The sequence below is a fragment of the Kitasatospora azatica KCTC 9699 genome (assembly GCF_000744785.1).
Taxonomy (GTDB): Bacteria; Actinomycetota; Actinomycetes; order Streptomycetales; family Streptomycetaceae; genus Kitasatospora; species Kitasatospora azatica.
The window spans coordinates 1,480,823-1,504,650 of record NZ_JQMO01000003.1 but is presented as its reverse complement, the minus strand read 5'-3'; the positions used below and the strand labels follow the sequence as shown (position 1 = coordinate 1,504,650).

General features: G+C 70.0%; 12 protein-coding genes. All 12 read right to left on the bottom strand.

Translation table 11 applies throughout. From position 1 onward, the window contains the following. Positions 1–69 precede the first annotated feature (69 nt). Positions 70–570 (bottom strand): DUF2550 domain-containing protein, encoded by a 501-nt coding sequence (locus tag BR98_RS17460; protein WP_035845833.1) that lies wholly within the window; start codon positions 568–570, stop codon positions 70–72. 101 nt (positions 571–671) lie between these two features. Next, the gene (locus BR98_RS17455; protein WP_035845830.1) at positions 672–1,052 is read right to left on the bottom strand and encodes a F0F1 ATP synthase subunit epsilon; all 381 of its coding nucleotides are present in this window, start codon (positions 1,050–1,052) and stop codon (positions 672–674) included. A 194-nt stretch (positions 1,053–1,246) separates the two neighbouring features. Then, a complete protein-coding gene (atpD, locus tag BR98_RS17450) occupies positions 1,247–2,701 on the bottom strand; it encodes a F0F1 ATP synthase subunit beta (RefSeq protein WP_035845828.1) in 1,455 nt (484 codons plus the stop codon). A gap of 2 nt (positions 2,702–2,703) precedes the next feature. Next, on the bottom strand, positions 2,704–3,618 hold the full coding sequence (locus BR98_RS17445; protein WP_035845826.1) for a F0F1 ATP synthase subunit gamma: 915 nt from the start codon (positions 3,616–3,618) through the stop codon (positions 2,704–2,706). Between the two features lie 32 nt (positions 3,619–3,650). Next, complete coding sequence (atpA, locus tag BR98_RS17440) at positions 3,651–5,225, bottom strand: F0F1 ATP synthase subunit alpha (protein WP_035845824.1); 1,575 nt, start codon at positions 5,223–5,225, stop codon at positions 3,651–3,653. A 164-nt stretch (positions 5,226–5,389) separates the two neighbouring features. Then, positions 5,390–6,205 carry a F0F1 ATP synthase subunit delta gene (locus BR98_RS17435; protein ID WP_035845822.1) on the bottom strand — a complete coding sequence of 272 codons (816 nt, stop codon included), beginning with the start codon at positions 6,203–6,205 and terminating at the stop codon, positions 5,390–5,392. After that, positions 6,202–6,759, bottom strand: a complete 558-nt coding sequence (locus tag BR98_RS17430; protein WP_035845820.1) for a F0F1 ATP synthase subunit B — start codon at positions 6,757–6,759, stop codon at positions 6,202–6,204. Before BR98_RS17430 ends, BR98_RS17435 begins: the two co-directional genes overlap by 4 nt. 34 nt (positions 6,760–6,793) lie before the next feature. Further along, on the bottom strand, positions 6,794–7,027 hold the full coding sequence (gene atpE / locus BR98_RS17425; protein WP_035845818.1) for an ATP synthase F0 subunit C: 234 nt from the start codon (positions 7,025–7,027) through the stop codon (positions 6,794–6,796). 87 nt (positions 7,028–7,114) lie between these two features. Continuing rightward, on the bottom strand, positions 7,115–7,930 hold the full coding sequence (gene atpB / locus BR98_RS17420) for a F0F1 ATP synthase subunit A (RefSeq protein WP_035845816.1): 816 nt from the start codon (positions 7,928–7,930) through the stop codon (positions 7,115–7,117). Between the two features lie 306 nt (positions 7,931–8,236). Next, positions 8,237–8,671 carry a hypothetical protein gene (locus BR98_RS17415; protein ID WP_035852803.1) on the bottom strand — a complete coding sequence of 145 codons (435 nt, stop codon included), beginning with the start codon at positions 8,669–8,671 and terminating at the stop codon, positions 8,237–8,239. 321 nt (positions 8,672–8,992) lie between these two features. After that, on the bottom strand, positions 8,993–10,030 hold the full coding sequence (locus BR98_RS17410; RefSeq protein WP_035845814.1) for a ketoacyl-ACP synthase III family protein: 1,038 nt from the start codon (positions 10,028–10,030) through the stop codon (positions 8,993–8,995). Between the two features lie 78 nt (positions 10,031–10,108). Continuing rightward, complete coding sequence (locus BR98_RS41405) at positions 10,109–23,782, bottom strand: type I polyketide synthase (protein WP_035845812.1); 13,674 nt, start codon at positions 23,780–23,782, stop codon at positions 10,109–10,111. Positions 23,783–23,828: the final 46 nt, after the last annotated feature.

Sequence of the window (23,828 nt, the reverse complement as noted above, 5' to 3'; positions counted from 1 at the left end):
CCATCCTCCACAACAACCCGCCCACCCGCGCCGAAACCGGAAGTGGCCGCTCGAACGAGCGACCACCTCTCAGGCGACGTTGACCCGCTGGCCGGGCGGAGCCGCCTCCAGCCAGGCCAGGAAACCGGTCAGCGCGTCCTCGCTCATCGCCAGCTCCAGCGGGGCGCCCTGGTGCAGGCAGCGCAGCACCACGGAGCCGGAGAGCAGGGCGAGTTCCTCCTGGCCCTCGGGGTAGCGCCGGCCGAGCACCTCGATCTCCCGGCGGGGCAGCACCTTGCGCGGGCGGGGGGCGTAGGAGAAGACCCGGAACCACTCGATGTGGTCGCCGCTGTACCGCCCGATACCGAAAACCCACCCCTTGCCGTCGGTCGCGGGGACCGGGGCGGAGGTGGGTTGTCCGTTCTCGTCGAGGTCGGGAACGGTCGAGGCGTCGGCGGGCATTTTCAGCCGGTAGCTGCAGTCGAAGGTTCCTCCGACTCGCTGGATCAGGCGCCGCCGTACTGCGAACGCCACCAGGCCGACCACCCCGAGAGCCACGACCGTCGCACACACCACAAGGGCGAGGACCATGCTCACCGACCTCCTCGCTACCCGCGTCCCCGTTTATCAACCGATACGACAGTCCCGGGGTCACGCTCAGGCGTCCCCGGGACCATCGGTCAAGCTCAGTGTCAGGCAGCCATGCGGCGGCCTGCGGCGACGAGGCGAACCTCGGCGCGGCGCTCGGCGTGCGCGTCGCTCTCGCTCTTGGCGAGCTCCAGCGCGCGCTCCGCGCGGGTCACATCGATCTCGTCCGCGAGCTCGGCGACCTCGGCGAGCAGCGACAGCTTGTTGTCGGCGAACGAGATGAAACCGCCGTGCACGGCGGCGACGACAGTGCCGCCGTCGGTCGTGCGGATGGTCACCGGACCGGACTCCAGCACGCTCAGCACCGGGGTGTGGTTCGGCATGATGCCGGTGTCTCCGGAAGCCGTGCGGGCGACAACGAGGGTGGCCGCACCGGACCACACCTTGCGGTCGGCTGCGACCAGCTCGACGTGCAGCTCAGCCAACGTGGGCTCCTAGGCTCTTGCAACACCCGATTACTCGGGAGTTTCGGTAAGAATAACGGGCTCGCGCCGCTGACATGAAACCTGCGGCACGGAGATGACCGGAATCACAGCCCTCGTGCCACAAGGGGTGGTCCCCAGAAGTGGGGACCACCCCTCATGGTCACTGGGCCATCAACCGACCGATCGGCTGCGACTTACTTCTTCGCGAGCTCGGCGGCGTTCTTCTCGAGGTCCTCGATGCCACCGCACATGAAGAAGGCCTGCTCCGGAACGGCGTCGTACTTGCCGTCCGCGATGCTGTTGAAGGCCTCGATCGTCTCGGACAGCGGCACGGTCGAACCCTCGACGCCGGTGAACTGCTTCGCCACGTAGGTGTTCTGCGAGAGGAAGCGCTCGATGCGGCGGGCGCGGTGGACAGTGATCTTGTCCTCCTCGCTCAGCTCGTCGATACCGAGGATCGCGATGATGTCCTGGAGGTCCTTGTACTTCTGCAGGATCCCCTTGATACGGATGGCCGTGTCGTAGTGGTCCTGCGCGATGTAGCGCGGGTCCAGGATGCGGGACGTGGAGTCCAGCGGGTCGACGGCCGGGTAGATGCCCTTCTCGGTGATCGGACGGGAGAGAACCGTCGTCGCGTCGAGGTGGGCGAAGGTGGTCGCCGGGGCCGGGTCGGTCAGGTCGTCCGCGGGGACGTAGATCGCCTGCATCGAGGTGATCGAGTGACCGCGGGTCGAGGTGATGCGCTCCTGCAGGAGGCCCATCTCGTCGGCCAGGTTCGGCTGGTAACCCACCGCGGAGGGCATCCGGCCGAGCAGGGTCGACACCTCGGAACCGGCCTGGGTGAACCGGAAGATGTTGTCGATGAAGAGCAGAACGTCCTGCTGCTCGACGTCGCGGAAGTACTCCGCCATCGTCAGGGCGGACAGGGCGACGCGCAGGCGGGTGCCCGGCGGCTCGTCCATCTGGCCGAAGACCAGCGCGGTCTTGTCCAGAACGCCCGAGTCGGTCATCTCCTCGATGAGGTCGTTGCCCTCACGGGTGCGCTCACCGACACCGGCGAAGACCGACACACCACCGAAGTTCTCGGCGACGCGGTAGATCATCTCCTGGATGAGGACGGTCTTGCCGACACCGGCGCCACCGAACAGACCGATCTTGCCACCCTGGACGTACGGGGTGAGCAGGTCGATGACCTTGATACCGGTCTCGAACATCTCGGTCTTGGACTCGAGGTCCTTGAACTCGGGGGCCTTGCGGTGGATCGGCCAGCGAACCTCGACCTGCGACTCGAACTCGGCCTTGTCGGTGTTCAGCACCTCGCCGAGGGCGTTGAAGACCTTGCCCTTGGTGATCTGGCCGACCGGCACGGAGATGGCGGAGCCGGTGTCGGACACCTGGGCGCCACGGACCAGGCCGTCGGTCGGCTGCATCGAGATGCCGCGGACCATGCCATCGCCGAGGTGCTGGGCGACCTCGAGGGTCAGGACCTTCTTGCCCGTGCCGTCGGGGTTGTCGACCTCGACGTGCAGGGCGTTGAACATGTTGGGAATCGCGTCGACGGGGAACTCCACGTCGACGACCGGGCCGATGACCCGGGCAACGCGGCCCGTGGCCAGTCCGGCGCCCGTCGGCTCAACAGTGGTGGTCATTCTCATTCGCTCCCGCGGCTAGCGTCGGCGAGGGCGTTGGCGCCGCCGACGATCTCGCTGATTTCCTGGGTGATCTCGGCCTGGCGGGCCGAGTTGGCAAGCCGCGTCAGCGACTTGATGAGCTCTCCCGCATTGTCGGTGGCGCTCTTCATCGCGCGCCGACGAGCGGCGTGCTCCGAAGCGGCCGACTGCAGCAGCGCGTTGTAGATCCGGCTCTCGACGTACCGCGGCAGCAGCGCGTCCAGCACGCCCTCCGCCGACGGCTCGAAGTCGTACAGCGGGAAGATCTCGGCCTTGGCCGGCTTGTCGTCGCTCAGCTGGACCTCGTCCAGCTTCAGCGGCAGCAGCCGGGCGTCGACCGCGGTCTGGGTGAGCATCGACTCGAACTTGGTCGAGATCAGGTGCAGTTCGTCCACCCCGCCGGTCTCCGACACGAACGCCTCGATGAGATCGCTCGCCACGGCCTTGGCGTCACCGTAGGTCGGCTTGTCCGAGAAGCCCGTCCACGAGCCCGTGACCTCGAGGCCACGGAAGCCGTAGTACGAGACACCCTTACGACCGACGATGTACGTCACCACGTCCTTGCCCTCGGCACGCAGCCGCGCGGTGAGCGAGGTCGCCTGCTTGATGGCGTTGGTCGAGTAGCCGCCGGCCAGACCGCGGTCTGCCGTGATCAGCAGCACCGCGGCGGTCTTGGCCTGCGGGTTCTCGGTGGTGAGCGGGTGCTTGGCGTTGGACCGGGTGGCCACCGCCGTCACCGCGCGGGTGAGCTCGTCGGCGTACGGAGTGGAGGCGGCCACCGCGCGCTGCGCCTTGACGATGCGCGACGCGGAGATCATCTCCATCGCCTTGGTGATCTTCTTCGTCGCGGTGACAGAGCGGATCCGGCGCTTGTAGACCCGAAGCTGTGCTCCCATGGGTCGTTACGTCCTTTCCCTCGTTACCGGACTCAGGCCTGCTCGGAGAGCAGCTTGCCGTCGGCCGTGGTGAAGCCCAGCTTGAAGGACTTGATCGCCTCGGTCAGCGCGTCGATCGTGCCGTCGGCGAGCAGACCGGTCTCCACGATGCCGGCGAGCAGGTTCTTGTGCTCGACCCGGACGTAGTCCAGGAACTCGCGCTCGAAGCGGCGGATGTCGGCGACCGGGACGTCGTCCATCTTGCCGGTGGTGCCGGCCCAGATGGAGACGACCTGCTCCTCGACCGGGAACGGCTGGTACTGGCCCTGCTTGAGCAGCTCGACCATGCGGGCACCGCGCTCCAGCTGGGCCTTGGAGGCCGAGTCCAGGTCGGAACCGAAGGCGGCGAACGCCTCCAGCTCGCGGTACTGGGCCAGGTCCAGACGCAGGCGGCCGGCGACCGAGCGCATGGCCTTGATCTGGGCGGAGCCACCGACGCGGGAGACCGAGATGCCGACGTTCACGGCCGGGCGGATGCCGGCGTTGAACAGGTCGGACTCCAGGAAGCACTGGCCGTCGGTGATCGAGATGACGTTGGTCGGGATGTACGCCGAGACGTCGTTGGCCTTGGTCTCGATGATCGGCAGACCGGTCATCGAGCCGCCGCCCAGCTCGTCGGAGAGCTTGGCGCAGCGCTCCAGCAGGCGGGAGTGCAGGTAGAAGACGTCACCCGGGTAGGCCTCGCGGCCCGGCGGACGACGCAGCAGCAGGGAGACGGAGCGGTAGGCCTCGGCCTGCTTCGACAGGTCGTCGAAGATGATCAGGACGTGCTTGCCGTCGTACATCCACTGCTGGCCGATGGCCGAACCGGTGTACGGGGCGAGGTACTTGAAGCCCGCGGGGTCGGAGGCGGGAGCAGCCACGATGGTGGTGTACTCCAGCGCGCCGGCCTCCTCCAGGGCGCCACGCACCGAGGCGATGGTGGAGCCCTTCTGGCCGACGGCGACGTAGATGCAGCGGACCTGCTTCTTCGGGTCGCCGGAGCGCCAGTTGTCACGCTGGTTGATGATCGTGTCGACGGCCACCGCGGTCTTGCCGGTCTGGCGGTCGCCGATGATCAGCTGACGCTGGCCGCGGCCGATCGGGGTCATCGCGTCGATGGCCTTGATGCCGGTCTGCAGCGGCTCCTTGACCGACTTGCGGACCATGACGCCGGGGGCCTGCAGCTCGAGGGCGCGACGACCGGTCGAGGCGATGTCGCCCAGGCCGTCGATCGGGTTGCCCAGCGGGTCCACGACGCGGCCGAGGTAGCCGTCACCGACCGGGACGGACAGGACCTCGCCGGTGCGGTGCACCGTCTGGCCCTCCTCGATGCCCGCGAACTCACCGAGGATGACGACACCGATCTCGCGGGTGTCGAGGTTCAGCGCGAGGCCGAGGGTGCCGTCCTCGAACTTCAGCAGCTCGTTGGCCATGACCGAGGGCAGGCCCTCGACCTTGGCGATACCGTCCATGGCCTCGGTGACCGTGCCGACCTCTTCACGCGAGGCGGCGTCCGGCTGGTACGACTGGACGAAGTCGGCCAGCGCGTCCCGGATCTCCTCCGGCCGGATCGTAAGCTCCGCCATCAGGCTTCCCTGCTCTCCTAGGTTGCGATCCTCGGCCCGCCCAAGGAGGGCCGCAAGTATTCGATCCTCGGCCGGTGCTGTTGGACCGGCCGTACGTATGTGCCGGCTGCCCCGTGGGATGGGACCGGCGCCCGACCGAGGGTCGGATGTGCTGTGCGGGTGGCTCAGCCTTCGAGGGCCTGTCGAGCGCCTTCCAGGCGGCTCGACACGGTGCCGTCGATGATCTCGTCACCGATCTGCACCCGGACACCGCCGACGACCTCGGGGTCGACGTCGATGTTCAGGAGCACGGCGCGGCCGTACAGCTTGGCCAGCGCGCCCGAGAGGCGCTCCTTCTGGCCGTCGCTGAGCGGAACCGCGGTGGTGACCAGGGCCACCACACGGCCGCGGCGGTCGGCGGCGAGCTTGGAGTAGGACTCCAGGCCCTGCTCCAGGCTACGGCCACGCGGGTGGGTGACCAGCGAGGTGACCAGGCGGACGGTGCCCGCCAGGGCACGACCGCCGAGCAGCTTCTTGATCAGCTCCGCCTTGGCGGCGGTGCCGGCCTTCGGCTCGGTCAGACCGGCGCGCAGCTCGTGCGAGCCGCTGACGATCCGTCCGAACCGGAAGAGCTCGTCCTCCAGGTCGTCGAGGCGGCCGGCCTTCTCGGCGGCGATCACCTCGGCGTAGGCGGACAGCTCCTCGACGGCGTCGACCAGGTCGCGGCCACCGGACCAGCGGGACCGAACCAGGCCGGACACCAGGTCGACGGTCTCGCCGGAGACCTGACCGGTCAGCAGCGAGCCGACCAGCTGCGCCTTGTCCTGACCGCTCCGCGAGGGGTCGGTCAGCAGCCGGCGCAGCGAGACCTCGCGGTCCAGCAGCGCCGTCACGGCGCTGAGCTCCTCCGCCAGCTTGGCCGCGTCCACCGAGGTGTTGTCGGTCAGGCTGTCGAGGTTCTCGCGACCGGCGGCCAGCGCCTCACGGCTGGCGCCGATCACTTGGCGACCGCCGCGCTCGCGGCGGCCTTGGCCTCCAGGTCGTCCAGGAAGCGGTCGACCACGCCAGTCTGCCGGGCCGCGTCCTCGAGGGACTCGCCCACGATGCGGGAGGCCAGCTGGGTGGCGAGCGAACCGACGTCCTGGCGCAGGGCGGCAGTCGCCTGCTTCTTGTCGGCCTCGATCTGGGCGTGACCGGCCGCGACGATGGCCTCGCGCTGACGCTGGCCTTCCTCGCGCATCTCGCTGATCAGGGCAGCGCCCTGCTCACGAGCGTGCTCGGTGATCCGAGCGGCCTCGTGACGCGCCTCAGCGAGCTCGGCGCGGTACTGCTCAAGGAGGGCCTGGGCCTCGGCCTGTGCGGCGTCGGCACGCTCCATGCCGCCCTCGATCATGTCCCGGCGCTCCGCCAGCACCTTTTCGATGCTGGGGAGGAGCTTCTTGCCGAGCAGACCGAAGACCACGAAGAAGCAGATCAGGCCGATGATGAGCTCAGGAGCCTTGGGGATCAGAGGATTGAAGTCCTCTGCCGCCAGATTGGCCGCTGCGAGCAACATATCTGGACCTTCCGTCCGGTGGGACTACGGCCGATTACTTGCCGAAGACGAACGGCATGACGATGCCGACGAGCGCGAGCGCCTCGGTCACCGCCAGACCGATGAACATGTTGGTGCGGATCAGGCCGGCCGCCTCGGGCTGGCGGGCCATGGCCTGCACGCTGTTGCCGAAGATGAGGCCGAGGCCAATGCCGGGGCCGATCGCCGCAAGGCCGTAACCGATGGAGGCGACGGAGCCGCTGACCGCAGCGAGGTTCTCGATCGACATCTCAGATTTTCCTTTGCAGGGTGGTGAACCGGTGGTGGTTGGCCACCGGACGAGCGAGGGGAGATGAGGCAGGGGGCTACAGCGGGGTCAGTGCGCTTCTTCGAGCGCGCCGCCGATGTAGGTGCTGGCGAGCAGCGTGAAGATGTAGGCCTGCAGGAACTGGATCAGCAGCTCGAAGGCGGTGAGCGCCAGGGTCAGCGAGAAGGACGCGCCGGCGTACAGCACACCGATGCTCGGACTGAGCAGATACCAGGAGGCCACCGAGAACATCACGATCAGCAGGTGACCGGCGAACATGTTCGCGAAGAGTCGCACCGCGAGGGTGAACGGCCGCAGGAAGATGTTCGAGATGAACTCGATCGGGACCAGGATGAACATGACCCCGACGGGGACGTCCGACGGCCAGCAGAGGTGCTTCAGGCCGCCGATGAACCCGTGCTTCTTGAAGGTCAGCCCCATGTAGGTGACCCAGACCACCAGGGCCAGAGCGACCGGGAAGCCGATCACCGCGGCGGCGGGGAACTGGGCGAACGGGATGATCGACATCACGTTCAGCATCCAGACGAAGAAGAACAGCGAGACCATCATCGGGACGTACTTCTCGCCCCGCTTGCCGATGTTCTCCAGCACGACGCTGCGCTTCACGAACTCGTAGCCGATCTCGGCCACCAGCTGCAGCTTGCCCGGGACCACCTTCGGCCGGGCGAACACGGCCCAGAAGAAGCCGATCACCAGCAGCATGACGATCAGCGACAGCAGCATCGGCTTGTTGAAATCGAAGCCGGCGACCGTGAAGATCGGCTTGAACTGGAACTCGTTCAGGCCGGGGGCCGGGAAGCCGCAGCCGGAGAACAGGTGGCAGCCTTCTGAGGCAAGCTGCTGCGTGAGCCTGTCAGCACTCACCACGGACTCCTTCGTCGTGACACATAGTTACGGCAACCTCGGTGTGTCGGCGCGGCTTTCGGCCACGGTGCGGCACTTTGACTGATTTCTTGTTTCGCGCGCTTGGGGGTGACGGCGAGCCGCGTCAAGACGCAGCCCCGCACGCGTCCAGATTCTGGCGGAGGCTGTGCGACGTCATCGGTGATCAATCCGGCTGGTGGAGCGATCCGGACGCTTCCCGTACTCCGTGGCTGCTGCCCCGGACGATAGCAGCCTGTTGGTTTCGCATAAGCGTCGACCCCCTCCCCTTGGAGGAGGAGGTGACCTTCACGGTTGACGCTCCGGGGCCGTCACGCTCTCATCAGCCGACTGCGCCACCACATAGAAGATCTTGGCCTTCATTGCCGCCCGCACCACACCCACGGTCCAGACGGCGGTGAGGCCGAGCACGGCGAAGCCAAAGACCTTGGTGTCAAAGAGTGTTGTGCCCTTGAAGAAGGCGAGGACGATGCCCACCGCGAGGATCTGGGTCATGTAGACGCACATCGCCACGGCAAGCATCATCTGCGGGTTGTTCCTGGTCAGGCGATCGATGGCGATCTGCCCGAAGCTGAAGAAGGCCATCACCAGGAGAAGCGCGAACAGCGCACCGTACAGACCCTTGGCGCCCGCGAGGACGGTCGCGGCCGCGACTGCGGCAACTCCGGCGACCGCAGTGGGAATTGCGGCGCCTCGAACGAGCGGGGCGTCAGCGGACGGCATGTCGGCAACTCCGGCGGCATGTCGGGGAACGTGGACGTGTAGCTGGGATGAGCACCAGGGGTGCGTGTGCTCAGCGACCGAAGGGCTGACCTTGTCAGCCAAGAAGTCCTCCATGTGAGGCACTTCGACTCATCCCTGGTGCTCGTGAACGGTATCACAAACTATTTGATGAGGTCTTTACTGACGGAGTGTGGCGCTAGACACACCAAAGATCGAATGTGTCACTCGAACGGTTGAAACTGCCAGGGGCTGGACAGGCGGTTCGCCGGCCCAGCCCCTAGGGTGCCCACTTAGCCGTGCTCAGCGGGCTCTCAGTCGCGCTCAGCCGCCCCAGGAGGGCTTGGCGAGGATGGTGATCACGGCGGCGGTGCAGGTCCAGCCCGGACCGGACGAGGTCAGCAGAACGTGGTCGCCCGGGGCGAGTTCGCCGGACTCCAGCAGGTGGTTGAGCGAGACGATCACGTCCGAGCCACCCATGTGACCGACCGACTTGCCGAAGTCCCAGGTGGAGCGGTCCATCCCGAGGCCGAGCGGCGCCATCAGGCCCTGCTCGATCATCCGACCATCAGTGTTGATGGCGATCACCTTGGCGAGGTCCGAGCCGTTGAGGCCGGCGTCCACCAGGCAGCCGAAGACGATGTTCAGGTTGAAGACCGTCAGCTTCTCCAGCACGTCCGTGAGCGACATCGTCTTCTCGTTGAAGACAGTGGCGCGGTTGCTCAGGTCGTACGGGTTGGTCTCCAGGTCCTGCGGCGGCAGCAGCGAGTCCTCACCGCGGTGCCACTGCTCGAGTTCCGGCAGCACACCGGACTTGACCGCACGTACCTCGGCGAAGCCGCCCTCGCTGCTGAGCAGCACGGAGGAGGCGCCGTCGGCCAGGATGAACGCCGGGCCCAGGCCGAGCCACCGGTTCAGCAGCGGGGTGCCCCAGTTCTCCGCCGTGGTCAGCAGCACGTTCTTCGCCTTGGCGGCCCCGGTGATCTGGCCGACCGCGACCTCCAGCGAACCGAGCAAGCCGTTGCAGCCGAGGCGCAGGTCCAGGCTGGAGGCACCGCTGACACCGAGCTCGCGCAGGATGTAGCCGGGCGGGTACGAGCCTTCCGGCCCCTGGAAGAAGACGCCGCTGTGGATGTGCGACTCGACCTCGTCCAGCTCCAGCTCCGAACGCTCGACAGCGTTGCGGGCGGCCGTGATCGCCATCTCCACCGCTGGTACGTCACCGGCGATGTGAGTACCCGTCAGCCCGTTTGCAGCCTGGATGTCCGCGTCGTAGATCCCGTCGACCACCGCCTTCTCGGCACTCACCCACTCCGGCAAGTGCACTCCGATGGAGTCGATGTAGACGCCTGAAACCTGCATATTTTCCTTCTTCCTGATTGCTCTGCTCTGGGTGCACGCCGACTTCCGGTGACGGTTGCGCCGCCAACGCGGACCGGTTCAGCGCCCCAGAATCTCGGTCTTGATGAACTGTGCGAGCGCCAGCGGGGACGCGTGATCGAACACCACCGTCGCCCGCAGGCGCAGGTCGGTCGCCGTGTTCAGCCGGTTGCGGACCTCGACGGCGGAGAGTGAGTCGAAGCCGAGCTCCTTCAGACCCCGGTCTGCCAGCACCGTGTCGGGCGACGCGTGGCCGAGCACGGTCGCCACGGTCGTCCGCACCAGGTCCACCAGCAGGGCGTCCCGCTCGGCGTCGGGCAGGGCCGCCAGTCGCTGGCGCAGCGTGGCGACCGCGCCGGTCGCAACGCCCGCGACCCGGCGGGTGGTCACCCGGACCAGTCCTCGGAACAGCGGCGGTGTCGTCCCTGACCTGGCTCCGGCGCGCAGGACGTCGAAGTCCAGCCGCACCGCGGCGACGGTGGCCCGCTCGGTCCGCAGCACGGCGTCGAACAGCTCGATCCCCTCGGCGGGGGAGAGCGCTGCCACGCCCGCCTGAGCCAACCGGGTCAGGTCGGCCTCGCCCAGGTGGCTGGTCATTGAACTCCCCTCGGCCCACAGGCCCCATGCCACCGCCACCGCTGCCCGGCCCTGAGCATGCCGCTGCTGCGCCAGCGCTTCGAGGAAACCGTTAGCGGCCGCGTAGCCACCGTGGCCGGCCACGCCCAACGTGCCCGAGAACGAGGAGAAGAGGACGAACGCCGAGAGATCCAGGTGCGCGGTGAGCTCGTGGAGGTGCCAGGCCGCGTCGACGTTCGGGCGCAGCACGGCGTCGAGGCGGTCGGCCGTCAGCGAGGAGATAACGCCGTCGTCCATCACGCCGGCGGCATGGACCACCGCGGTCAGCGGCTTGTCGGCGGGGACGGTGGCGAGCAGGGCCTTCAGGGCCTGGCGATCCGTGGTGTCACACACAGCCAGTGTGACGCTCGCGCCCAGCGCGGCCAACTCGGCTTCGAGCTCCGCGGCGCCCGGCGCCTCGGCTCCATGACGGCTGGTCAGCAGCAGGTGCTTCGCTCCGTGCTCGGTCACCAGACGACGCGCCGCCAGTATGCCGATCATCCCGGTGGCCCCGGTGATCAGGACGGTGCCCTGCGGATCCAACGGGGAACCGCCGCCGCTGGCACCCGCGGCAGTGCGGGCCAGACGGGGGACGAGCACGGTGCCTCGGTCCAGGGCCAGCTGCGACTCCCGGCCGGCCACCAGCGACGGCAGGGCCTTCCAGGAGGCCCGGTGATCGTCGATGTCGACGATCATGAACTGGTCGGGGTTCTCCGCCTGTGCGGAGCGGATGAGACCCCAGACCGACGCCGCCGACAGGTCCCGGGGCTCACCGGCCCCTCGCGCGTCCACGGCGCCACGGGTCAGGAACACCATCCGGGAGGAGGCGAAGCGCTGGTCGCCGATCCAGGACTGTGCCGACTCCAGCGCCCGGTGGGTCAGCATGTGGGCGGCCGCGGCGCCATCCGCCGAGTCCCCGCCACCGGCCTCGGACACGCTGGTGACGAACACTGCGGCCGGCACCGGACCGCCCTCGTCCACTGCCTTGCTCAGGGCCGCGAAGTCCGGGTAGGCCTCGGCGTAGGTGCCCGCCGCCATGAGCGAGGCCCTCACCCGCAGGATGTCCTCCCCGAGGACGGCCAACCGCGGCCTGTCCTTGGGCGCGGCCGACTCGGCCGCCGCAACCCAGTCCACCTGGAAGAGCCACTGGTGCCCCCCACTGCGGCCGCTGAGCAGCCGTTCGGGTGAGAGCGGTCGTACCGCCAGGGCTTCGATGGTCGCGGCGGGCGTGCCGGTGTGGTCGGTGATGGCGAGGGTGTAGGTGTCGGGGGCGGCCGAGCTGAGGCGGACACGCAGCGAGGTCGCGCCGATGGCGTGCAGGGTGACGGCGCGCCAGGCGAACGGCAGCGGGCTCGCCGTGGGGTTGTGCAGGAACGTGGCGTGGAGGGCTGCGTCGAGGAGGGCGGGGTGGATGTTGTAGTGGGCGGCCTGGGCGTGCTGGTCCTGGGGGAGGGTGACCTCAGCGAAGATCTCGTTGTCGCGGGTCCAGGCGGCTTGGAGGCCTTGGAAGGCAGGGCCGTAGCTGTAGCCGGCCTGGTCGAGGCTGCGGTAGAGGTCGGTGACGTCGACAGGGGTGGCGCCGGCGGGCGGCCACGCGGTCAGGTCGTCGGTGGAGGGTTGGGCCCCGGGGACCAGGGTGCCGTCAGCGTGCAGCGTCCAGGGCAGGGTGCCGGTATCGGTGTCGGTGTCGGGCTGGGAGTGGAGGGTGAGGGTGCGGCGTCCGCTGTCGTCCGGCGCTGCCACGCTGAGGTGCAGGCGGACGGCGCCTGTCCTGGGGATGACGAGGGGTGCGCGGAGGGTGAGTTCCTCGAGGAGGTCGCAGCCGGCGAGGTCGCCGGCGTGGAGGGCGAGTTCGACGTAGGCGGTGCTGGGGAGGATGACGGTGCCGTTGACGGCGTGGTCGGCGAGCCAGGGGTGCGTGGTGAGGGAGAGCCGGCCGGTGAGGAGCAGGGTGTCGGTGCCGGGGAGTTCGATGACGGCGCCGAGCAGCGGGTGGGTGGCGCTACTCAGACCGGCGGAGGTGACGTCGGCGGCGGCGGCCTGCGGGATGTCGAGCCAGTAGCGCTGGTGCTGGAAGGCGTAGGTGGGGAGTTGGGTGGTGGTGCCGCCGGCGAGGAGGGGGGTGAGGTCGGTGGGGTGGCCGTGGGTGTGGAGAGTGGTGAGGGAGGTGAGGAAGCGGTGCTGGCCGCCTTCGTTGCGGCGCAGGGTGCCGGTGATGAGGATGGTGTCGGGGTTGTCGGCGGTTTCGGCGGTCTCCTCGATGCCGTAGGTGAGGACGGGGTGGGGGCTGATCTCGACGAAGGTGGTGTGGCCGAGGTCGATCAGCGAGCGGACAGTCTCCTCGAAGCGGACGGTCTCCCGCAGGTTGCGGTACCAGTACGCGCCGTCGAGTGTCGTGGTATCCATCGGCATGGTGGTGACGGTGGAGTGGAATGCCACCTGCGCCTCGCGTGGCGCCAGGTCGGCCAGCAGGTCCGCGAGCTCCGTCTCGAGGTCTTCGACCTGGGGTGAGTGGGAGGCGTAGTCGACGGGGATGCGGCGGGCGCGCACTCCTGCGTTCTCGTAGTGGGCCTGGAGCTCGTCCAGCGCCTGGGTCTGGCCGGAGACGACGATGGAGGCGGGGCCGTTGACGGCGGCGATCGCCAGTCCACCCTCGGGGCGGGTGTCCAACTCGGCCTGGACCTCGTCCAGGGTGAGCGGGACGGAGAGCATGCCGCCGCGCCCGGCGAGCGCGGTGATGGCCTTGCTGCGCAGAGCGGCGATCTTGGCGCCGTCGTCCAGCGACAGCGCGCCGGCGACGACGGCGGCGGCGATCTCGCCCTGCGAGTGCCCGATCACGGCGGCCGGCTGGACGCCGTAGGACTGCCACAGGGCGGCGAGGGAAACCATGACGGCGAACAGCACGGGCTGCACGACGTCGACGCGCTCCAGCGACGGAGCCCCCTCGGCTTCGCGCAGCACGCCGGTCAACGACCAGTCCACGAACGGCGCGAGGGCCTGCTCGCACTCGGCGATGCGCTGCGCGAACACCGGCGAGGTGTCGAGCAGTTCGACGGCCATCCCGGCCCACTGCGCACCCTGACCGGGGAACACGAACACCGCGCGCCCGGCCTCACCCTGCGCCGTGCCGCGCACCACCCCAGGAGCAGCGCTGCCTTCGGCGAGTGCCGCGAGCCCGTTGAGGAAGCCCTCGTGGTTGTCGGCGACCACGGCGGCGCGGTGTTCGAAGGCGGTGCGGGTGGTGGCCAGGGAGTAGGCCACATCGAGGGGCTTCAGCTCGGGGTGCGCCTGGACGTGCTCCAGCAGGCGCTGGGCCTGGGCCTGGACAGCGTCAGCAGTTCGCCCGGAGAGCAGCCACGGGACCGTGGCGGGCTCGGTATCGGGCTCCACCGGCTCGCCGTCGCGGGCGGGCGCCTGCTCGATGATCACGTGGGCGTTGGTCCCGCTGATCCCGAACGAGGACACCGCCGCCCGGCGCGGCTCGCCGGTCTCCGGCCAGGCCGTCGCCTCGGTCAACAGCTCGACCGCACCCTCGGACCAGTCCACCTGCGGGGACGGATCGTCCACGTGCAGCGTCTTCGGCAGCATGCCGTGCCGCATCGCCATGACCATCTTGATGATCCCGGCGACGCCGGCGGCGGCCTGCGTGTGCCCGATGTTGGACTTCAGCGAACCCAGCAGCAGCGGCCGGTCCGCGGGTCGCGCCTGACCGTAGGTGGCGATCAGGGCCTGCGCCTCGATCGGGTCGCCGAGCTTGGTGCCGGTGCCGTGCGCCTCCACCGCGTCGACCTGACTCGGCGTCAGACGAGCGCTGGCCAGCGCCTGGCGGATCACCCGCTGCTGCGCCGGACCATTGGGTGCGGTGAGCCCGTTGCTCGCGCCGTCCTGGTTGACCGCGCTGCCACGCACCAGCGCGAGCACCTGGTGCCCGTGGCGCTCGGCGTCCGAGAGTCGCTCGACGAGCAGCATGCCCACGCCCTCGGACCAGATCGTGCCGTCCGCCGAGGCCGCGAATGACCGGGCGCGCGCGGTCGGGGAGAGAGCGCGCTGCCGGCTGAACTCCACGAACGGCAGCGCCGAGGACATCACGGCCGCACCGCCCGCGAGGGCCAGGTCGCACTCGCCGTTGCGCAGCGACTGCACCGCCAGGTGCAGCGCCACCAGCGAGGACGAGCAGGCCGTGTCCACCGTCACCGCCGGGCCCTCCAGGCCGAAGGTGTAGGACAGGCGCCCGGAGGCGATGCTGGCGGCGCTGCCGTTGCCCAGGTAGCCCTCGAAGCCGTCCGGGATCGTGGTCATCCGCGAGGCGTAGTCGTGGTACATCAGCCCGGCGAAGACGCCGGTGCGGCTGCCGCGCAGCGAGGCCGGATCGAGGCCGGCGTACTCGAAGGCCTCCCAGGAGGTCTCCAGCAGCAGCCGTTGCTGCGGGTCCATCGCCAGCGCCTCGCGCGGTGAGATCCCGAAGAAGTCGGCGTCGAAGTCGGCGACGTTCTGGACGAAACCGCCTTCCCGCACATAGGACTTGCCCTGCCGGTCCGGGTCCGGGTCGTACAGTCCGTCCAAGTCCCAGCCCCGGTCGGTCGGGAACGGCGTGATCTCGTCGCGGCCCTCGGCTGCAAGCCGCCACAGCTCGTCGGGCGTGCGGACCTGGCCCGGGAAACGGCAGCTCATCGCGACGATCGCGATCGGCTCGTCGTCCGCGATGCCCGCCGGCGCGGCGGCGAGAGCCGCCCGTTCGGGTGCCACGGCGGCCGCGGACGCCGCGTCACTCGGTGCGGCCTGGTCGATCGCCAGTTCGTCCCACAGGTGCTGGACCAGCGTGTTGGGTGACGGGTAGTCGAAGAGCAGGGTCGACGGCAGACGCAGCCCGGTGGCCGTGTTCAGCTGGTTGCGCAGCTCGATCGCGGTGAGTGAGTCGAACCCGAGCTCCTTGAAGGCCAGGCCGGGGTCGACCTCGTCGATGGAGGCGTGGCCCAGGACGGCGGCGATCTGCATGCGTACCAGGTCCAGCAGCGCCCGGTCCCGCTCGGCGGCCGGCAGCGCGGCCAGCTGACCGCGCAGCGAGGAGTCGGCGCCGGCGCCGGTCGCGGCGGTCTCGGCGACACGCCGCTCCGGTCTCCGGACCAGGCCGCGCAGCATCGCGGGCACGGCGTCGGAACCGGCCTGCGCCGCCAGGGCGCCCAGGTCCAGCCGGGCCAGCACCAGCGCGGCCTCGGCCGAGGTCAGCGCGTGGTCGAAGAGCTCCAGGCCCTCCTCGGAGGGCAGCGCCAGCAGGCCCGAGCGCGCCATCCGCTGGAGGTCGGTGTCCCCCAGGTGGCCGCTCAGCTCGCTGCGTTCGGCCCACAGGCCCCAGGCCAGCGAGGAGGCGGGACGGCCGAGCGAACGGCGGTGCCGGGCCAGCGCGTCCAGGAAGGCGTTGGCGGCGGCGTAGCTGCCCTGCCCGGCGAAGCCCAGGGTGGCGGAGATCGAGGAGAAGAGCACGAACGCGGACAGGTCCAGCTCGGCGGTCAGCTCGTGCAGGTGCAGCGCGGCGTCGACCTTCGGGCGCAGCACCGCGTCGACCCGCCCTGCCGAGAGCGAGGAGATCACGCCGTCGTCCGTGATGCCCGCGGCGTGGATCACCGCGGTCAGCGGGCGGTCAGCAGGTACGGCGGCGAGCAGCGCCGCGAGCGCCGCGCGGTCCGCCGTGTCGCACGCCGCCAGCGTCACCGTCGCACCCAACTCGGCCAGCTCGGCTTCGAGTTCGGCAGCCCCCGGGGCGGCCGCGCCGCGCCGGCTGGTCAGCAGCAGGTGTCGCACGCCGTGCTCGGTCACCAGGTGCCGGGCCAGCAGGCGGCCCAGGGTGCCGGTCGCACCGGTGAGAAGCACGGTGCCCTGCGGGTCCAGCGGCCGGGCCGACGGCCCGTCAGCCACCTGAGCAGCCAGCCGCGGCAGGTGGGCCACACCGTCGCGCACGGCCAATTGCGGCTCGCCGGAGGCCAGCAGCTGGGGCAGCGCCTGGGCAGACGTGGCGGCGGCGTCCAGGTCGACCAGCACCAGCCGGCCGGGGCTCTCCGACTGCGCAGACCGGACCAGGCCCCAGACCGCCGCGTTCGCGAGATCGCCGACCGGCGCGCCCGCGGCCGTGGCAACGGCGCCCTGGGTGAGCAGGACGAGGCGCGAGGCGGCGAAGCGGTCGTCCGCGAGCCACTCCTGCACCAGCTCCAGGGCGTGATGGGTCGCGGCGTGGACGGCGTCGGCCGAGGCCGGGTCGGCCGTGTCAGCGGGCGGCAGGCATGGCGCGATCACCGTCGCCGGGGCCGGGGTGCCCCAGGCCAGGGCGTCGGTGAGCGCCATCAGGTCCGGGTAGCAGACGACTTGGTGCCCATCGGCCGACAGGGTGCCGGTCAGTCCCAGCTCATCGGCCCCCAGGACGGCCAGGGCGCCGTTGGTGACGGCGGCGACGGCGGACGAGGTGGTGGCCGGGACCCAGTTCACCCGGTACACCGACTCCGACCGGCGCGCGGAGAGCGATGCCCGGAGCTGCTCCGCCGAGATCGGGCGCAGCACGAGCGTGTCGGCGGCGGCCACCGGGCGGCCGGTGACATCGGCAGCCGCCAGCGTCACCCGGTCCTCGGCCTTCTTGGACAGCCGCACGCGCAGGGTCGAAGCACCGGTGGCATACAGGGTGACGCCGCTCCACATGAACGGGAGAAGCGCGGACTCCTCCGGTTCTCCCCCGTCCAGCAGCAGCCCGAGGGCCAACGCGTGCAGCGCGGCATCGAGCAGCGCCGGGTGCAGGCTGAAGCGAGCCGCTTGGCCCTCCTGCTCCTGCGGGAGGCGCACCTCGGCGAAGACCTCGTCCGTCCGCTGCCAGAGCGCCTGGACGCCCTGGAACGCCGGGCCGTACCCGTAGTGCTTCGCCGCGAGACGTCCGTACAGGTCCGTCAGGTCCACGGCCACCGCGTCGGCGGGCGGCCAGCTGGAGAGGTCGAACGACTCGGACGGACGCACTGGGGAGAGCACACCCGTGGCGTGCCTGGTCCACGGCGTGTCGGACGGACCGCCACCGGCCGCGCCGTCATCCGGCCGGGAGTAGAGCATCACCGAGCGGCTGCCGTGCTCGTCCGCCATGCTCAGCGCGAGCTGGAGCTGGACGCCGCCGCTCTCAGGGAGGAGGAGCGGGGCCTCCAGGGTGAGTTCGTCCAGCCGGCCGCAGCCGGTCTGGTCCCCCGCGTGCAGGGCGAGTTCGACGAAGGCGGTGCCGGGCAGGATCACGGTGCCCAGGACGGCGTGGTCGGCGAGCCACGGGTGGGTGCTGAGGGCGAGGCGACCGGTGAAGACCAGGCCCTCGGTGTCGGCGACGCCGAGGACGGCACCCAGCAGCGGGTGGTCGACATCACCCAGGCCGAGCCCGGATGCGTTGGAGCTACCGGCCTTGGGGGTTCCTTCGAGCCAGTAGTGCTGGTGTTGGAAGGCGTAGGTGGGCAGGGGGGTGGTGGTGGCGCCGGTGCCCGCGTAGTACGTGGACCAGTTGATGGTGGTGCCGGTGGTGTGGAGTTCGGCGAGGGCGCGGGTGATGTTGCGCTCTTCGGGGCGGTTGGCGCGCTGGAGGGGGATGGTGGTGGCGTTGTCGAGGGTGTCCTGGGTCATGGCGGTCAGGACGGTGTCGGGGCCGAGTTCCAGGAAGGTGGTTGCGCCTTCGGTGGCGAGGGTGGTGATGGCGTGGGTGTAGCGGACGGTTTCGCGGACGTGTCGGACCCAGTAGTCGGGGGTCTGGAGGTCCTGGGGGTCGGCGAGGGTGCCGGTGAGGTTGGAGACCAGGGGGATGGTCGGCTGGTTGTAGGTGAGGGAGGAGGCGATGGCTCGGAACTGGTCGAGCATCGGGTCCATGTGGGGGGAGTGGAAGGCGTGGCTGACCCGCAGGCGGCGGGTTTTGCGTCCTTGGTCCGCGAAGATCTGGGCGACGCTGGTGACGGTGTCGTCGTCCCCGGACAGGACGATCGAGTTGGGGCCGTTGATGGCGGCGATGGAGATGCGGTCGGTGAGGTGGGGGGTGATCTCGTCTTCGGTGGCCTGGACGGCGATCATCGCGCCGCCGGTGGGGAGGGCCTGCATGAGGCGTCCGCGTGCGGCGACCAGGGTCGCGGCGTCCTGGAGGGTCCACAGGCCGGCGAGGTGGGCGGCGGTGACCTCGCCGATGGAGTGCCCGGCGAGGAAGTCCGGCCGGATTCCCCAGGACTCGACGAGCCGGAACAGCGCGGTCTCCAGCGCGAACAGGGAGGCCTGCGTGTAGGCGGTCTGGTCGATCAACCCGCTGTCGCCGAAGACGACCTCGCGCAGCGGGGTGTCGAGGTGCCTGTCCAGCTCGGCGCACACCCGGTCGAAGGCTGCGGCGAACACCGGGAACGCCCCGTACAGCTCACGTCCCATCCCCGCGCGCTGGCTGCCCTGACCGGAGAACAGGAACGCCAGCTTCCCGCCCTCGGTAGCCGCGGTACCCGATACGACCCCAGGAGCAGCGCTGCCTTCGGCGAGTGCCGCGAGCCCGTTGAGGAAGCCCTCGTGGTTGTCGGCGACCACGGCGGCGCGGTGTTCGAAGGCGGTGCGGGTGGTGGCCAGGGAGTAGGCCACATCGAGGGGCTTCAGCTCGGGGTGCGCCTGGACGTGCTCCAGCAGGCGCTGGGCCTGGGCCTGGAGGGCGTCAGCGGTGCGGGCGGAGATCAGCCACGACAGCACAGGCTGCGCCGACGGAGCGTCAACGCCCTTGTCCGTCTGCTCGGTCGGCTCGGCTTGCTCGATGATGACGTGGGCGTTGGTCCCGCTGATCCCGAACGAGGACACAGCCGCTCGGCGGGGTTCGCCGGTCTCCGGCCAGGCCATGGCCTCGGTCAGCAGCTCAACAGCGCCCGCCGACCAGTCCACCTCGGGCGTCGGCTCGTCCACGTGCAGCGTCTTCGGCAGCACTCCGTGCCGCATCGCCATGACCATCTTGATCACGCCACCGACACCGGCCGCCGCCTGGGCGTGTCCGATGTTCGACTTCAACGACCCCAGCAGCAACGGTCGGCCCTCCGGCCGCTCCTGCCCGTAGGTGGCGAGCAGCGCCTGCGCCTCGATCGGGTCACCCAGTCGCGTCCCGGTGCCGTGCGCCTCCACTGCGTCGACCTGGCCCGGTGTCAGGCCTGCGCTGGCGAGTGCCTGGCGGATCACCCGCTGCTGCGACGGACCGTTCGGCGCGGTGAGGCCGTTGCTCGCCCCGTCCTGGTTGACCGCGCTGCCGCGCACCACCGCGAGCACCTGGTGCCCGTCGCGTACCGCGTCCGAGAGTCGCGCCACCACCAGCATGCCGACACCCTCGGCCCAGCTGGTGCCGTCCGCCGCTGCCGCGAAGGACTTGCAGCGGCCGTCCGCCGCCAGGCCGCGCTGCTTGTCGAACTCGGCGAAGATGCCGGGGGTGGGCATCACCGTCACGCCACCGGCGAGGGCCAGGTCGCACTCGCCGTTGCGCAGCGACTGCACCGCCAGGTGCAGCGCCACCAGCGAGGACGAGCACGCCGTGTCCACCGTCACCGCCGGACCCTCCAGGCCCAGCGAGTAGGCGATCCGACCCGACGCCAGGCTTGCCGTGCTACCCGTCAGAACGTAACCGCGCGCGTCACTCTGAGCGTCGTTCAGCCTAGGGCCGTAGTCCTGAGCCATCGCGCCGACGAAGACACCCGCCTGTTCGCCGTGGACCGAAGCCGGGTCGATGCCGGCGCGCTCGATCGCCTCCCAGGACGTCTCCAGCAGCAGGCGCTGCTGCGGGTCCATCGCCAGCGCCTCACGCGGGCTGATGCCGAAGAAGCCAGCGTCGAACCCGGCCGCGTCGTCTATGAAGCCGCCCTCGCGCAGGTAGCTCTCGCCCGGCTCCGCCGAGTCGGCCACCGCCAGGTCCCAGCCACGGTCGGTGGGGAAGCCCGCGATCCCGTCGCCGCCGGTCGCGACGAGCTGCCAGAGGTCCTCTGGGCTTCGCACGCCCGCCGGATAGCGGCAGCTCATCCCCAGGATGGCGATCGGCTCGTCAACGGCGATCGGCCGCCGCACGGAGACGGCGTCCGCGCCGGTCCCGGTCCCCGAGATCTCGGCCAGCAGGTGCTCGGCCAGCAGGAGGGGGGTCGGGTAGTCGAAGAGCAGCGAGGACGGCAAGCGCAGGCCCAGGGCAGCGTTCACCAGGTTGCGCAGCTCGACGGCGGTCGGCGAGTCGAAGCCGAGGCCCTTGAAGGTCTGGCCGACCTCGACCTCCTCCGGCCGGGCGAAGCCCAGCACACCCGCGATGTCCTTCCGCAGCAGTTCGAGCAGCGCGGCACGACGCTGTTCCGGCGTCCCCGAGGTCACCTGCGGGGGCAGTGCCGACTGCGACGCCTCGACCGCCTCACCCGCGAACGCGGTGCTCACCGAGGTGAATTGGCGCGCCCGCGCCTCGCCCTTGGTATCGAGCCAGTAGGCGCGGCGCTGGAAGGCGTAGGTGGGGAGCGGGACGGCGGTGCCGCCGGCGAGGAGCGCGCTAGCGTCGGTGGGGTGGCCGTGGGTGTGCAGGGTCGCCAGGGAGGTGAGGAAGCGCTGCTGGCCGCCTTCGTTGCGGCGCAGGGTGCCGGTGGCGAGGACCTCCGTGGTGGTTTCGGCGGTCTCCTCGATGGCGTAGGTGAGGACGGGGTGGGGGCTGATCTCGACGAAGGTGGTGTGGCCCTGGTTGATCAGCGAGCGGACGGTCTCCTCGAAGCGGACGGTCCGGCGCAGGTTGCGGTACCAGTACGCGGCGTCGAGCGTGGCCGTGTCGGTGAGTTCGGTGGTGACGGTGGAGTGGAAGGGGATCTCGCCGGTGCGGGGGGCGACGGGGGCGAGGGCCTCGGCGAGTTCGACTTCGAGGTCTTCGACCTGGGGTGAGTGGGAGGCGTAGTCGACGGGGATGCGGCGGGCGCGCACTCCTGCGTTCTCGTAGTGGGCCTGGAGCTCGTCCAGCGCCTGGGTCTGGCCGGAGACGACGATCGAGGTCGGGCCGTTCACTGCGGCGATCGCCAGTCCACCCTCGGGGCGGGTGTCCAACTCGGCCTGGACCTCGTCCAGGGTGAGCGGGACGGAGAGCATGCCGCCGCGCCCGGCGAGCGCGGTGATGGCCTTGCTGCGCAGAGCGGCGATCTTGGCGCCGTCGTCCAGCGACAGCGCGCCGGCGACCACGGCGGCGGCGATCTCGCCCTGCGAGTGCCCGATCACGGCGGCCGGCTGCACGCCGTAGGACTGCCAGAGCGCGGCGAGGGAGACCATGACAGCGAACAGCACGGGCTGCACGACGTCGACGCGCTCCAGCGACGGAGCACCCTCCGCCTCGCGCAGCACGCCGGTCAACGACCAGTCCACGAACGGCGCCAGCGCCTGCTCGCACTCCGCGATCCGCTGCGCGAACACCTCGGACGAGTCCAGCAGTTCGACCGCCATCCCGGCCCACTGCGCACCCTGACCGGGGAACACGAACACCGCGCGCCCGGCCTCACCCTGCGCCGTGCCGCGCACCACCCCAGGAGCAGCGCTGCCTTCGGCGAGTGCCGCGAGTCCGTTGAGGAAGCCCTCGTGGTTGTCGGCGACCACGGCGGCGCGGTGTTCGAAGGCGGTGCGGGTGGTGGCCAGGGAGTAGGCGACGTCGAGGGGCTTCAGCTCGGGGTGCGCCTGGACGTGCTCCAGCAGGCGCTGGGCCTGGGCTTGGAGGGCGTTGGGGGTGCGGGCGGAGATGAGCCAGGGCAGGACGGCGGGTGCGGTGGCCTCGGTGGTGGGCTCGTCGTCACGTGCGGGTGCTTGTTCGAGGATGACGTGGGCGTTGGTGCCGCCCATGCCGAAGGCGTTGATGCCGGCGGTGTGGGGCTGGTGGGGGTGGGGCCAGGGGGTGGGGGTGGTGGGGATGTGGAGGTTGAGGGTGCTGAGGGGGATGTTGGGGTTGGGGGTGTGGTGGTTGAGGGTGGGGGGGATGGTGCGGTTCTTGATGGCGAGGACGGTTTTGAGGAGTCCGGTGATGCCGGCGGCGCCTTCGAGGTGGCCGATGTTGGTTTTGGCGGAGCCGACGAGGAGGGGGTCGGTGGTGGGGCGGTGGGTGGTGGTGAGGGCGTTGGCCAGGGCGTGGGCTTCGATGGGGTCGCCCAGGGGGGTGCCGGTGCCGTGGAGTTCGACGTACTGGACGGTGGCGGGGTCGATTCCGGCGTGGTGGTAGGTGTCGCGCAGGAGTTGTTCCTGGGCGGCTTGGTGGGGGGTGGTGAGGGTGTCGCCGCCGCCGTCGTTGTTGACGGCGCTGGCGCGGATGACGGCGTGGATGCGGTCGCCGTCGGCCAAGGCGCGGGTGAGGGTCTTGAGGACGATGAGGGCGCCGCCTTCGCCGCGGACGTAGCCGTTGGCGCGCTCGTCGAAGGTGTAGCAGTGGCCATCGGGGGAGAGGCCGCCGAATTTGGCGGAGGTGATGGTGCTGTCGGGGATGAGGGTGAGGTTGACTCCGCCGGCCAGGGCGAGGTCGCTCTCGCCGCGGCGCAGGCTTTCGCAGGCGGTGTGGACGGCCACGAGGGAGGAGGACTGGCCGGAGTCGATGGTGTAGCTGGGGCCGCGTAGTCCCAGGGTGTAGGAGACGCGGTTGGCGATGATGCTGCGGTGCAGGCCGGTGAGGGTGTGATGGGTGGTGTTGTCCGTGGCGTGCTGGTTGGTCAGGGTGGCGTAGTCGTCCCAGATCGCGCCGATGTAGACGCCGGTGCGGCTGTCGTGGAGGTCGGCGGGGACGATGCCGCCTTCTTCGAGGGCTTCCCAGGCGAGTTCGAGAATGAGGCGCTGCTGGGGGTCCATCGCGGCGGCTTCACGCGGTGATATCCCGAAGAAGGTGGGGTCGAAGTGGTCGACCTGGTCGAGGTATCCGCCTCGGCGCGTGTGGGTCTTGCCAGGTGCGGCGGGGTCGGGGTCGAAGACCGCGTCGGCGTCCCAGCGCTCGAGGGGGGTCTCGGTGATGGCCTCGATGCCCTCGCTCAGCACCCGCCAGAACGCCTCCGGGTCCGGAGCCTGCGGAAAGCGGCACGCCATGCCGACGATCGCGACGGCGTCCGAAAGGTCGCGCGCAGCATTGTTGTTCGTCATGTTCGCAGATCCCCGTTCGCGACTGTCACACTCGAAACACCACACC